Source organism: Methylophaga thiooxydans DMS010 (assembly GCF_000156355.1).
In the GTDB taxonomy this organism is placed as follows: Bacteria; Pseudomonadota; Gammaproteobacteria; order Nitrosococcales; family Methylophagaceae; genus Methylophaga; species Methylophaga thiooxydans.
On the sequence record NZ_GG657883.1, the window covers coordinates 214,767 to 226,840 of the forward strand.

The window sequence follows — 12,074 nt, forward strand, 5'->3', positions numbered from 1 at the left end:
GGCTAATGTCTGTTAATACAGTAGCTCCAATCATATTGGCAGCAGGTCAATCAACACGATTTGGCTCAGATAAGCTGTTATATAAATTTGAGCATGATAGAAACTATGCACCACTGTTAATCCACACTATAGCGCGTTGGCTTGCAGTATTTGAGACTATAAACCTCGTAGTAAGCACAGAAAACGCTGAGCTCGTGTCACTTATAAATGAGGGCCCATATTCATCGCAGGTGACTCTGATTGAAGCATTACATGCAAAAAAAGGAGTCAGTAACTCCATCAAGGCCGGCATCAAATCGAACTTGGGGGCATCAGCATGGCTTATCGGGCTTGCTGATATGCCTTTTGTATCAGAAAACGTCTTACTTCAATCCAAACATGCATTAGAACAGAACGCCTCGATTACAGCGCCCTTTTTCAACCATAAAAGGGGAAATCCTGTAGGTTTTTCAGCAAGATATGGCGATAACTTAATGTCTTTAAAGGGCGATGTTGGAGCAAAGGCTATTATTCAAAACGATAAACAGCTGATACACAAAATTGCTAGTCCAGATGCTGCCATTTTTCATGATATAGACACTGTTGAAGATTTAAGAAAATCTAGCGTTGACGCTTTTTCATGAGAGTCACCGATAAAAGACTAATCACTTTCTGTTACTAGAATGTAGACTTAATTTTAATAGGTGTCGTTCTTGGCATCAGTTGAGGAATTTACGGTGCCATTAATTTCACGTGAGAAAACCAATGTTCTTATTCTAGTGATTTGCCAGTCGCTGTTCACGGTTGCTGCAATTACAGTGATGACGTTAAGCGGTGTCGTGGGTTATCAGATGAGTCCTAACCCTGCTCTGGCCACATTACCAATCGCATTGATGATGCTGGGAACCGTTGTCTCCACACTGCCTGCTTCGTTATTCATGGCAAAAGTCGGTCGTCGAGTCGGTTTTATCGGTGGCGCTTTAGTGGGTGGCATCGGTGGCGGCTTGCTTAGCATGGTTGGTATTGCACTGGATGCATTTTGGCTATTCTGTGGCGGAAACTTGTTACTGGGCTTGTATCAGGGATTTGCCATGTACTATAGGTTTGCTGCCGTTGATGTTGCCAGCCCGGCGTTTCGCAGTCGAGCCATTTCACTGGTAATGGTCGGTGGTGTTGTGGCGGCTTTCCTTGGCCCCTGGAATGCCAGCGAACTGAGCAATTTAATTGAAGCCATTCCGATGGGCGGCCCATACCTGATGCTGGCAATACAGTCACTGATCGTTATTGGCCTGTTGTCACAGCTAAAAGTACCTGCCAGTGGTGAGCCACAACCAGGCAGTTATGCCCGTCCAATGCGGGAGATCATGAAACAGCCTAGTGTCGTACTTGCCGTTATCGCAGCGGCGGTCGGCTATGCCATTATGATATTGGTCATGTCCGCGACGCCTTTGGCGATGAGTGCACTTGGCTTTGATATGAAGCAGATTGCTTTCATTATGCAATGGCATGTGCTGGGCATGTTCCTGCCGTCTTTTATCACGGGTAGTTTGATTGCACGATTTGGTACGGGTTATGTTCTGCTTTCAGGTTGCACTTTAATGGTTGGCTCGGCACTTTTTGCAAATTCGGGACATAGCTTGGCTCACTTCTTGGTAGCCCTTGTTTTGCTGGGTGTAGGTTGGAATTTCTTATTTGTGGGAGGCAGTGCCCTGCTTTCCACGACTCATACAGAGGCGGAGCGTGGAAAGGTTCAGGGAATAAATGATCTGATTATTTTCTCTTTCGTTGCCATTGGCTCCCTGATGTCGGGACAACTCGTTTATTGGCTAGGTTGGGAAGCACTTAACCTTGCTATGTTACCGTTTATTTTTTTAGTCGCAGTGACAACAATTTGGTGGGGAATGATTCAACGGAAACTGAGCTATCAAGGGTAAACGTTATTTATCTTACCGAAGATTCCAGCCTTTTCTTCAGGCCCTTTCTCATTCAAACAGACGCATGCAATTCGCGTCTGATTATTTCCGTTGCCTGATCAATTTGTTTCTCGTCCGTGAAACGACCAAGACTGAATCGAAGAGAAGACATCGCCTGATCGTCGCTAAGTCCAATAGCCTTTAGAACATGAGAAGCAAGAATCATTTCACTATTACAGGCTGAGCCCGTCGATGCCGATATTTCCGGCTGTAAAGAAGATAATAAGGATGTGGCGTTACGACCAACAAATTGTAGGTTGATATTGCCAGGGTGGCGACGTATTGAGTCACCATTAATCAAAAATTCAGTATCTGATTTTGAAAGATTCTCAAGAAAGCGTTGTTTAAGAGACAGTAGTCTCGATCTGGTTTGTGCTAATTCTTCTTTGGAAATAGTGAGCGCCTTAGCAAACCCGACGCATAAACCAGTTGGCAGTGTGCCTGAGCGCATACCAAACTGTTGCCCCCCACCATGCATGAGCGGTGGAAGCTGGGCTTGTAATGAATTCTTAATATACAAAGCACCAATACCTTTGGGGCCATATGCCTTATGTGCTGACAGACTCAGCATATCAACATCCCAATCTCGGACATCAATATTTGTGGCCTCAGGGGCTTGCGCTGCATCACAATGGAATAGCGCACCATACTCATGGGCTAACTCGGATAGTTGTTTAATATCTTGGATAGTCCCAATTTCATTATTTACTGACATAACACACACTAACAAAACTTCTTCTGAGAGCATGTTTTTATAGGCTTCCAGGTCAATTAGCCCTGACGGTAAAACAGGAACCTCTTCCACCGAATAACCAAGATAGGTTGCAAAATAGGTGGCAGCATTTTTAATACATTTATGCTCTAGTGCACCCACAAGTATTTTTGTACGGGCGGTTTTGTTTGCAAATAAAACACTTGCTATAGCCTGATTGTTTGCTTCAGTGGCCCCTGAAGTAAAAATGACTTCGTCTTTGGCAGAACCGATGTATGACTCTACATCTGCTTTTGCAGAGTCAACGGCCATGGCCGCTTGTTGGCCCAAAAAATGTCCAACAGAGTGTGGGTTAGCAAAAAAGTCATCATATGCCGCCATTTCTTCTTTAACTCGGGGATCAACAGGCGTCGTTGCTTGATAATCTAAATAGATCGAATTACCTAGTTGCATTTTTTAGTTCCATGCATTGTTTGTCTTAAGGAGGTGCCTATGATGTAGTAATCAGTCATTATCAGGCATTCAAATGTAAAGCGAAGCTGAGTACAACGCGTTTCCCGTGTTTTATTTGTGTCACGTTATGGCTATATAAATCAGGTCGAAATAAGAATATGCGGTTCATCACCGAAAAGATGAGCCCGTCAGTTTGAAAGACTCCGCCCTCTTTTGGCTTCACAATAACAACATTGAGTTTGTAATATTGCCCTGTTTCAACATTATCAATATGGGCCGGAACGCTATGCCCTTCCCCATATGTAATCAGATTAATGGCCAGTCGGCGTGTGTAAAGTAACACTTTATTAACAACGTTTGTCATTATCAGTCTCTGCGATTAATTGCGCTTGCATAAGTACTAATCGTTCTTTCTCGCGATGGTCAACACCAATACCTTTCAGGCTATGCTCAATGACAGATTCCAGGTCAGACATCAAATATCCACATCGTGCCAGTGTTGCGGTTCCTCTAAGTGTTGCTGATAAACATAATGCATTTTTTTCTGCATCGTCACTTAGCCCTAACGTCTTGGCCTCTTGGTCGTTGGTGAGTGTCGCAATGAGTAAATCTTTAACGGCCTCCCCCGCTTGCGTTAAAAGCATGCTGGCCTTTTCCGGTATTTCACCACTTGCCACTTCTGATTGGCATTGCACGACATAGCAGCCTTTACCTTGTTCCGACTCACATTGTACTGATAGCACAGCCATCATGTAGTTTCGCAAACGTTGCTGTAATGACAGGCCGTCTGCTGTTAACAACATAGCCAGTGATTCAATTTTATTATCACAATATTGTTTTGTTGCTTGTAAAAATAAGGCTTCTTTATTGCCAAATGTACTGTAGAGGCTGGGTTTGTTGATCCCCATTCGTTCTGTCAGGTTGGCCATAGACGCACCGATGTAGCCCTTTTCCCAAAAGACCTGCATCGCAGATTGAAGTGCCACCTCAATATCGAAATCTTTTTTTCTTCCGCCACTCATAAGCACAAAACCTTATTAACGCAATAGTTTACTTTGACATATTGTACCTATCGGTATAAATTGTATCAACTGTACCGAATGGTACATAAGTTATGGTCAATTTTTTTAGGATAAAAAATGTCATTTTCAGTAAAAAACAAAGTTGCATTAATTACCGGCGCAAACCGTGGTATCGGTAAAGCTATCGTAGAGTCGTTTATTGAAAACGGCGTTATAAAAGTCTATTTGGCAGTACGTAACCCCGCCACTACAAAGGAACTTGAAGAAAAGTACGGTGATAAAGTCAGTACACTGCGAGCAGACGTATCAAATACAGAGTCTATTAAACAGTTAGCTGAAAAAGCGAATGATGTTGATATTGTGGTGAATAACGCGGGAATCATGCGGTTTGCATCACCACTCAGTGAGGATATCGAAGCGGCTTTGGCAAACGAATTGGACATCAATGCCTTCGGCTTATTACGTGTCGCTAATGCTTTTGCTGATATTTTAACCACGAATAAAGGTGCTTTAGTTCAACTCAACTCAATTGCTTCACTCAAAACATTTGGGGATATTTCTTCGTACTGTGCATCGAAAGCAGCATCCTATGCGCTGACACAAGGCTTAAAAGAAAAGCTAGGTGAAAAAGGGGTAACGGTTCTGAGTGTTCATCCCGGACCCATCGATACCGATATGGGTGCTGAAGCAGGATTTGAAGGTGCACCAGCAGCAACGAAAGTATCGGAAGGCATTATTGAGGCATTACAAGCTGGTGAATTTCTTTTATTCCCAGACGAGCTGGCGAAACAATTTGAGACGGCATACCAAAGCTTTGCAGATAATATCGTTAATGCCCAGCTTTCAGTTTAATGATTACAGTCAATTTTTTATCGGCTTACACCGCGGTGCTGTTCATGCATCGTGGTTTCTTAACTCTGCGTCGTAATCAATGCGACTATTCAATAGTACGGATCGCTTTGAATTAGATGCGTAGGTATTGAGTAGGTCGTTAACTTAAAACCTAAAGTAACGACACTAAACATCTGATTTAATTATTTATAACGGTGTTTGTAAAAAAAAGCCGTAATGCACTCAGCATTACGGCTTCTTCTATATGGTGACCACGTTTGCTTTATTGGCCCATATTCCAAATATGAGACTGTGTGATCCATTGACCATCGGCATTTTTCTCAATGACAGTCATTAGCACACCACCAAACGTGATGATTTCTTGCTGCTCATTAGTACCCTGAGCTTGCCATTTACCAATTTGTACGATCTGATCCTGCTGATGATAGGCATTGATGGTTTCGATAGTGTGATTATGAACGCCACTATCAACAAAGCTTTTAAACAATGATGCAATCGCTTCGCGCCCTTCCAAAACCGTACCGTTACCTGGCGATAAAGTCGCATCTTCGGCATAAAGTGCCGCAAGAGCATTACTGTCGCCGCTATTAAAAGTATCGTTCCAAGTTGCATTAACGGTATTCAATACCACAGTGGCATCTGTATCGTCAGCCATAGCTGAACTCGCTGCGCCAGTAGCAATAAAACCGATAACAGCTAGAATGTTAAATAATTTTTTCATAACTTTCTCCAAATAAAAGAAATTACAGATAGATCTCAGTGATGTTGATCTCAGGCTAATTGGTCTTTACCTTCAATCAGGAAATGTTGGCTGACTGATCCGGCCAGTCGAGCTTCCAGATGTGGCTGGTAGTCCGCATCGTTACTAAAGTCCAAAGCGGCTTGTCTTGAAGGCCACTCAATAATGATGCGCAGTGCTGCGTCCTGCTTTTCACCTTCCAACTGTTCATGGTTGGGAGTACGAGCCAAGAACTGACCACCTTGCTTGGCAACTAGGCCAACCACAACCTCTAGGTAAGCAGGAATCCAGTCTTCATTTGTCGGTGTTACAGATATAACAGAATAGTATTTCATTGTTTTCTTCCTCGGTTGTTGATGGGTAATCCATCATTTTTACGTGACTGCTATTGTCTAATGCCGATAACAGTGACTATTGATATATTGGTTGAAGCGTTGGCGTTGCAAACGCCACTTAGGTCTTAAAAGATCGTTATTTCCAGTTGACTATCCGTTGTCTACAACCACTTTCCCCATGCCCTGACCACTTGCTAGACGATCATGCGCTTGGCCAACCTCTTCCAGGGAAAATTGTTTTTCATCAAGAATCGGCTTGAGTGCACCCTGCTCAGCAATTTTGGCTAATGCCGCTAGGATGTCGGCGTGTTGTTCACGCTTATAGTTATGAATCATTGGGATCAGCATGAACACAACATGCAATGACAAACCTTTGAAGTGCGCCACAGATAAATCAAGCTCCACCATCGAGACTGTTGAGGCAACCTGGCCATTTAACGCAGCAGCTTCAAACGAGTTCAGCATGTTTTCGCCGCCTACAGAGTCGAAGACCACATCAAACCCTGCGCCACCAGTGTATTTTTCAACATAGTCAGCGACGGTTTCGGTTTTATAATTGATGCCTTTCGCACCCAATGTTTCAATTAGTGCTAACTGTTTATCACCACCGCCTGTTGCATAGACTTTTGCACCGAAGTGATTGGCGAGTTGCAGTGCCACATGACCAACGCCGCCGGAGCCACCGTGCACCAACACAGTCTGACCTGCTTTGATACCGGCACGAATTAAACCTTCATAGGCCGTGATACCCACCAAAGGTAAAGCTGCTGCTTCACGCATGGACAAGTTTTTAGGTTTGTGTGCAATCAAGCGTATATCGGCAGCGATGTACTCTGCCAATGTACCTTGTAGTTCGCCCAAACCACCGGCGCAACCATATACTTCATCTCCTACGGCATACGCTGAGACACCCTCACCTACTGCTTCAACGGTGCCGGCGAAGTCCATACCCAACACAGCGGGTAATGCTGGAGAAAGCGGCAACTCAGGCCCCATTTCACGGATCATAGTATCTACGGTATTGACACTGCTGGCAGCGATACGCACCAGCACTTGGCCGGCTTGTACTTCTGGCTTACTAATATCAGCGGTTTCAAACTTATCTGAACCACCAAATGCATTAAGAATCATGGCTTTCATTGGTATATCCTCGAAAAAAAGCGTTATCTAAATAACTTCTCAGCGATTGCCGAGCTACGAGACAGATTGTATTTGTTTTGAATCTGATTGATAATCAGGCAATAAGAACAATCTGTTTATAGTTTTCGTTGAAAATAGTATGAATGTCGATCACCTCAAACTCTTCACCCGTATTGCGGTCACCGAGAATATCAGTGCTGCTGGCAATGAAATTGGCTTATCACCGGCAGTGGCGAGCTCCTACATTAATAAGTTAGAAAAAAGCCTTGGCGTGCGACTGGTTCACCGGACTACTAGACAAGTATCGTTGACTGAAGAGGGAAAGGCTTTTTTACCTCATGCCCGAGAGGTGCTGGAGAGCGTTGAAGCCGCACGGTCATCTGTGGGAGCGGGTGAATCGATTCCTTCGGGTACTTTGCGTATCGCTGCGCCAGCCTCATTTGCACATATGCATCTGATTCCGGTATTGAAAGATTTCACTGAGCGTTATCCTGAACTGAAGCTGGATCTTCGTCTTTCCGATACCATTGTGGACATGGTCGAAGGCGGTTTTGATGTGGCGATTCGTAACGCAGAGCTGAAAGATTCAAATCTGATTGCCCGCAAACTTGCACCGGATAGTCGCGTGCTCTGTGCGTCACCTGAATACCTGGCTAAATATGGCGAACCGGTCACACCAGATGACTTAAAAGACCATCACTGCATCACGCTAACAGGCTTGGATACTTGGCATTTCCACACGCCTACCGGTCAGGTCTCGGTTAAACCTGACAGTCAAATTCGTGTCGATAATGGTGAAGCGGTTCGTGATGCCTGTGCTCATGGCTTGGGGCTCACCATCAATTCAACCTGGAGTGCCTATGAACTGCTTAGCCAAGGTGAACTGGTTAAAGTGCTTGAAGACTTTCCATTAGTTTGCAATACCGCTATTTGGGCTGTTTACCCTAGCTCACGACTGCTTGCGCCTAAAGTCAGTGTATTTATTGAATACCTGATTCAGCAGTTTGGACCGGAACCCTACTGGGACTATTTAAAAGATAAATAATACTGCATTAAAATGCTTTATTATTAACATTATCGATAAACTGTTTTCGCTGTTCGCTACTTTTTCAGCACTTGCCCAACCACTAGACTTCTCGACTCTGATACGAGTCACTAACTATATGGGAGTCTGGTATGTCCATCTTAAAAACATTCCTGATGGCAGCAGTGTGTTTGTTTGCACTACCCGCTATCGCCGAATCGCCATCTTGGCGTTCAACCAATATTCAGTTTCTGCATGGTAATCAATACGAATTGGGGCCACAAACGCGTGAGTCAATCACGATTGAACACGCCAGTTCATGGAGCATGGGGCAGAGTTATTTTTTCTCGAACATTTTTAATCGCCGCGATGTAGGTACGGAGTTTTATGCCGAGTTTTATCCACGTATGACCTGGAAAGCGATCACAGGCAAGCCCTCACCCGTTAAGTTATTGGATGACTTTTCTGTGGTGGCTGGTATCAACATCGGCAACCTGCCTCGCAATGATCCCTTTAAAGCATATCTACTTGGACTAGGTGTTAAGTTCAAAGCGCCGGCTATGGAGAACCTAAGCCTAGATGTGATGGCGTTTAAGTCCGAGAATGCGAATACTACTGGCATTCAGGTTTCACCTGTCTGGAGCATGAAGTTCAATATGGGCAAACACCGTTTTTGGTTTAAAGGTTTTATCGAATGGCAAAGTGCAAAGGCCACAGGTAATAAACCTAGTCTATCGGCACAACCGCAGCTATTACTCGATATAGGCCATTACTGGCAACATGATCATCAAATTTATGCCGGTATCGAATATGCTTACGCGCGAAATAAATTTGGTACAGATGGTGTTATCGAGCAAGTTCCACAGGCAATGCTACTTATTCCTTTTTAGGCAAGTTTTGCGAGCAGAAAATACTTATTATCAACATTAGCTATAAACTGTTTTCCCTATTAGCGTATTTTTCTTCAGATGCATCAGGACTAAACTTCTGGTTTATCAAATCATCAACGATGGGAACCTTAAGATGTCTTTCACGAAAGCTACACTCTTTGCCGCAACGTGCCTGTTCGCTTCACACGCTATGGCCGAACCAATGGTTGCCGAGGTTGTCTCTGCCGAGGACATTGAGTGGGGCTATTTAAACCCGCTTCGCGGTGACGCTAGTCCCGGTGCTGCCGATCTTTGGGGTGACCGTACAAAAGATGGTGCGACAGGTATGTTAGTGCGCTTCAATGCTGGTTTCTCATCGCCCCCACATATTCACAACATCACTTACAAAGGTATTGTTATCAATGGCCAGATGCACAATGATGACCCGGATGCAGCTGAGATGTGGTTACCGACGGGATCGTTCTGGACACAACCGGCCGGTGAAGATCATATTACTGCGGCAAAGGGTGAATCCAATCTGATTTACCTTGAAATTGACAGTGGTCCCTATTTAGTACAGCCCTCTGTTCAAGCCTTTGATAACGGTGAACGCCCGCTGAACTTACATCGCTCTAATATGGTATGGCTGGATAACACTGATAGTCACAGACTTACGGCTGCTGGTGTTCAGTCAACTTTTCTCTGGGGAAGCACTGATATAGGACAGCTGAATGGATCGCTGGTGAAATTGCCTGCCGGTTTTCAAGGACAGGTAGTATCGTCAGCGAGTGAGTTCAGAGCCATCGTGATAGAGGGATCGATAGTCTACAGCTCAGCCAAAGTTGATGGCGATAAAAACCTGACTGCAGGTAGTTATTTTAGCTCCGAAGGCGAATTCAATCATACACTGGCTGTGCCGGATAGCTCTGAAGTTACGCTCTATATTCGCACTAATGATAAATATGAAATCAAATAACGGTGACGACTCCGACAGCGATCCTGTTACTTCGCTGTGTTTGGCTGGGCTTCTCCGCTCTCAAGGTAAGTAATGAAACATAAATTCAACGTCGGTTATCACAACTTATTTTCTGAAGGAAAGCTTAGTCTCGGACTGAGCTTTCCTCTTGAGTCCTATCAAGGTGATATGCCGACGATGAAAGATCAGGAATCGCTGGCTAAATTGGCTGAAGACATTGGTTTTTCAGCGCTTTGGTTCAGAGATGTGCCTCTTCGTGATCCAATGTTTGGTGATGTCGGCCAGATCTATGACCCTATTACTTACATGAGTTGGATTGCAGCGCATACCCAAAAGATCACCTTAGTTACGGGCTCACTGATACTACCGTTACGCCACCCCATTCATTTGGCAAAATCATTAGCGTCATTGAATGCACTCTCTGGCGGTCGTATCGTCGCCGGTGTTGCGTCAGGTGACCGTCCCGTTGAGTTTCCGGCTTTCGGTGTTGATCGTGAAAACCGCGGGCAACTGTTTAAAGAACACTTTGAAACCTTACGAAAACTGCTTTACGAAGACTTTCCTCGTTATGACAATCGGTATGGAACGTTGGCGGGAGAGGCTGACAGCTTGCCTAAACCAGAAGCCATTATCCCGCTTCTGGTTACCGGCCATAGCCAGCAAAGTCTTGAGTGGATTGCTGAGCATGCTGATGGCTGGATCACCTACCCCAGAAAACTGCCACATCATGATCGCTTTGTTAAAGGCTGGCACCAAACCGTAGCGGATGTTAATCAAGCGTTTAAGCCTTTTGCTCAGTCACTTTATGTGGATTTAACTGAGGACGTAGATACGCTACCCTCGCCAATTCATCTGGGGATTCGCACAGGTCGTAAGGCGCTAATCAACTATTTACATCACTTAAAACTCATTGGTGCGAATCATGTGGCGATCAATCTCAAATATGGCAAGCGCCCCGCCCAAGAAATGATACAAGAGCTGGGAGAATACGTGCTTCCGTATATTAATTAAAAAACCCAGTTTGCATTTAATGCTAACGCTTTTTGGAGGATTCTATTTATGTATGGTCACTCAGACATGCTTTGTTCGATTTCTTGCTTCATTGCGATGGTGAGTTCAACAAAGGGAGCAACAGTGGCCGCTTGATTGCTTTTATTGACATGTAACTGCGTAGGAATGATTTTGTTTAGGCCGTCGATGGTCAGAAAGTGGCAGCCAGCCGAGTATTGCTTACGGATGCAGTATGGTGCAATCGCTACCCCTAAGCCTGCAGCAACCTCTGTCAGTAATGTTTGCATATGTCGTGGTTGACTGACGATATTTGGTGAAAATCCTGCTTTCTTAAACATCGCAATAATGTCATCAAACAAGTCCACCGCTTCATCGCGATTGAATAGTATGACTGCTTCACTTTGTAGTTCTTCAAGCTTCACCGACTGTCTGTTTGCGAGTGTGTGTTTTTGATTCACCACTACCACTAGTTGGTCATTATAAATGGTGTGACTTGAATAATCGTGCGATAAGGCTGTGGGCATGGCCCGAGAAAAGCCGATGTCTATTTGTTTGTTTTTAAATGCTTCAAGTTGTTGGGTCACAGCCATTTCGTACAGGCTGATATTTACTCCGGGGTAGTGATTTGTGTATCGATTAATGAGTTTTGCCATAAACGGTAAGCAGGCGGATGGCATATGTGCCACCCTCAATCTCCCTATTTCACCCTGCTCTGCCCGTTTAACGCGAAGGCTCGCCGCTTCTATCTGTTCCAGTATGGCGTGACCGTCTATTAATAATTGCTTACCAGCTGAGGTGATAATAACTTCTCGTGAATTTCGATTAAACAGCGAAACGCCCAATGATTCTTCGAGTTGAGCAATATGCCGGCTTACGGCTGGTTGCACAGTATGAAGCTGTTTTGCCGCCGCTGAAAAACTTTGATGCTCAGCCACGCTTATGAAGCTTTTAAGAGTTTTGATGTCCATCTAAGTATTACCTTATGACCT

General features: G+C 44.5%; 14 protein-coding genes. 7 read left to right on the forward strand and 7 right to left on the reverse strand.

Annotated features, from left to right (window positions below):
* The first annotated feature begins 5 nt into the window (after nucleotides 1–5).
* Nucleotides 6–623 (forward strand): nucleotidyltransferase family protein, encoded by a 618-nt coding sequence (locus MDMS009_RS01280; protein ID WP_008290110.1) that lies wholly within the window; start codon nucleotides 6–8, stop codon nucleotides 621–623.
* Between the two features lie 93 nt (nucleotides 624–716).
* Nucleotides 717–1,913, forward strand: a complete 1,197-nt coding sequence (locus tag MDMS009_RS01285; protein WP_043887715.1) for an MFS transporter — start codon at nucleotides 717–719, stop codon at nucleotides 1,911–1,913.
* 52 nt (nucleotides 1,914–1,965) lie between these two features.
* Here the strand turns inward: MDMS009_RS01285 and MDMS009_RS01290 are convergent, their stop codons facing one another.
* The 3 genes from MDMS009_RS01290 to MDMS009_RS01300 form a co-directional block, all read right to left on the reverse strand.
* A complete protein-coding gene (locus MDMS009_RS01290) occupies nucleotides 1,966–3,117 on the reverse strand; it encodes a cysteine desulfurase family protein (protein ID WP_008289851.1) in 1,152 nt (383 codons plus the stop codon).
* 61 nt (nucleotides 3,118–3,178) lie between these two features.
* A complete protein-coding gene (locus MDMS009_RS01295) occupies nucleotides 3,179–3,481 on the reverse strand; it encodes a 2OG-Fe(II) oxygenase family protein (RefSeq protein ID WP_008290015.1) in 303 nt (100 codons plus the stop codon).
* Nucleotides 3,465–4,139 (reverse strand): TetR/AcrR family transcriptional regulator, encoded by a 675-nt coding sequence (locus tag MDMS009_RS01300; RefSeq protein ID WP_008290044.1) that lies wholly within the window; start codon nucleotides 4,137–4,139, stop codon nucleotides 3,465–3,467. The genes MDMS009_RS01295 and MDMS009_RS01300 overlap by 17 nt, the downstream gene beginning before the upstream one ends.
* Nucleotides 4,140–4,256: 117 nt before the next feature.
* On the opposite strand from MDMS009_RS01300, the gene MDMS009_RS01305 reads away from it, so the two are divergent.
* Complete coding sequence (locus MDMS009_RS01305; protein WP_008290075.1) at nucleotides 4,257–4,991, forward strand: SDR family oxidoreductase; 735 nt, start codon at nucleotides 4,257–4,259, stop codon at nucleotides 4,989–4,991.
* 262 nt (nucleotides 4,992–5,253) lie between these two features.
* Here the strand turns inward: MDMS009_RS01305 and MDMS009_RS01310 are convergent, their stop codons facing one another.
* The 3 genes from MDMS009_RS01310 to MDMS009_RS01320 form a co-directional block, all read right to left on the reverse strand.
* Nucleotides 5,254–5,712 (reverse strand): YybH family protein, encoded by a 459-nt coding sequence (locus MDMS009_RS01310; protein ID WP_008289943.1) that lies wholly within the window; start codon nucleotides 5,710–5,712, stop codon nucleotides 5,254–5,256.
* A 50-nt stretch (nucleotides 5,713–5,762) separates the two neighbouring features.
* Complete coding sequence (locus MDMS009_RS01315) at nucleotides 5,763–6,065, reverse strand: DUF1330 domain-containing protein (RefSeq protein ID WP_008290071.1); 303 nt, start codon at nucleotides 6,063–6,065, stop codon at nucleotides 5,763–5,765.
* Between the two features lie 150 nt (nucleotides 6,066–6,215).
* A complete protein-coding gene (locus MDMS009_RS01320; RefSeq protein ID WP_008290028.1) occupies nucleotides 6,216–7,205 on the reverse strand; it encodes a zinc-dependent alcohol dehydrogenase family protein in 990 nt (329 codons plus the stop codon).
* A gap of 139 nt (nucleotides 7,206–7,344) precedes the next feature.
* Here MDMS009_RS01320 and MDMS009_RS01325 point away from each other — a divergent pair, with 139 nt between their 5' ends.
* The 4 genes from MDMS009_RS01325 (at nucleotide 7,345) to MDMS009_RS01340 (ending at nucleotide 11,085) form a co-directional block, all read left to right on the forward strand.
* Complete coding sequence (locus tag MDMS009_RS01325) at nucleotides 7,345–8,250, forward strand: LysR family transcriptional regulator (RefSeq protein ID WP_008289887.1); 906 nt, start codon at nucleotides 7,345–7,347, stop codon at nucleotides 8,248–8,250.
* A 131-nt stretch (nucleotides 8,251–8,381) separates the two neighbouring features.
* Nucleotides 8,382–9,119, forward strand: coding sequence for an outer membrane protein OmpK (locus tag MDMS009_RS01330; protein ID WP_008290094.1), 738 nt, complete (start codon nucleotides 8,382–8,384; stop codon nucleotides 9,117–9,119).
* Between the two features lie 190 nt (nucleotides 9,120–9,309).
* The gene (locus MDMS009_RS01335) at nucleotides 9,310–10,074 is read left to right on the forward strand and encodes a DUF4437 domain-containing protein (protein ID WP_008289981.1); all 765 of its coding nucleotides are present in this window, start codon (nucleotides 9,310–9,312) and stop codon (nucleotides 10,072–10,074) included.
* A 72-nt stretch (nucleotides 10,075–10,146) separates the two neighbouring features.
* The gene (locus MDMS009_RS01340; RefSeq protein WP_008289936.1) at nucleotides 10,147–11,085 is read left to right on the forward strand and encodes an LLM class oxidoreductase; all 939 of its coding nucleotides are present in this window, start codon (nucleotides 10,147–10,149) and stop codon (nucleotides 11,083–11,085) included.
* A 56-nt stretch (nucleotides 11,086–11,141) separates the two neighbouring features.
* Here MDMS009_RS01340 and MDMS009_RS01345 read toward each other — a convergent pair whose 3' ends face one another.
* On the reverse strand, nucleotides 11,142–12,053 hold the full coding sequence (locus MDMS009_RS01345; RefSeq protein ID WP_008289898.1) for a LysR family transcriptional regulator: 912 nt from the start codon (nucleotides 12,051–12,053) through the stop codon (nucleotides 11,142–11,144).
* Nucleotides 12,054–12,074: the final 21 nt, after the last annotated feature.

Bases quoted from the DNA above. Each gene is read 5' to 3' on its own strand.
- MDMS009_RS01280 (WP_008290110.1), top strand. From the start codon at position 6: ATGTCTGTTAATACAGTAGCTCCAATCATATTGGCAGCAGGTCAATCA.
- MDMS009_RS01290 (WP_008289851.1), bottom strand. From the start codon at position 3,117: ATGCAACTAGGTAATTCGATCTATTTAGATTATCAAGCAACGACGCCT.
- MDMS009_RS01295 (WP_008290015.1), bottom strand. From the start codon at position 3,481: ATGACAAACGTTGTTAATAAAGTGTTACTTTACACACGCCGACTGGCC.
- MDMS009_RS01300 (WP_008290044.1), bottom strand. From the start codon at position 4,139: ATGAGTGGCGGAAGAAAAAAAGATTTCGATATTGAGGTGGCACTTCAA.
- MDMS009_RS01305 (WP_008290075.1), top strand. From the start codon at position 4,257: ATGTCATTTTCAGTAAAAAACAAAGTTGCATTAATTACCGGCGCAAAC.
- MDMS009_RS01310 (WP_008289943.1), bottom strand. From the start codon at position 5,712: ATGAAAAAATTATTTAACATTCTAGCTGTTATCGGTTTTATTGCTACT.
- MDMS009_RS01315 (WP_008290071.1), bottom strand. From the start codon at position 6,065: ATGAAATACTATTCTGTTATATCTGTAACACCGACAAATGAAGACTGG.
- MDMS009_RS01320 (WP_008290028.1), bottom strand. From the start codon at position 7,205: ATGAAAGCCATGATTCTTAATGCATTTGGTGGTTCAGATAAGTTTGAA.
- MDMS009_RS01325 (WP_008289887.1), top strand. From the start codon at position 7,345: ATGAATGTCGATCACCTCAAACTCTTCACCCGTATTGCGGTCACCGAG.
- MDMS009_RS01330 (WP_008290094.1), top strand. From the start codon at position 8,382: ATGTCCATCTTAAAAACATTCCTGATGGCAGCAGTGTGTTTGTTTGCA.
- MDMS009_RS01335 (WP_008289981.1), top strand. From the start codon at position 9,310: ATGGCCGAACCAATGGTTGCCGAGGTTGTCTCTGCCGAGGACATTGAG.
- MDMS009_RS01340 (WP_008289936.1), top strand. From the start codon at position 10,147: ATGAAACATAAATTCAACGTCGGTTATCACAACTTATTTTCTGAAGGA.
- MDMS009_RS01345 (WP_008289898.1), bottom strand. From the start codon at position 12,053: ATGGACATCAAAACTCTTAAAAGCTTCATAAGCGTGGCTGAGCATCAA.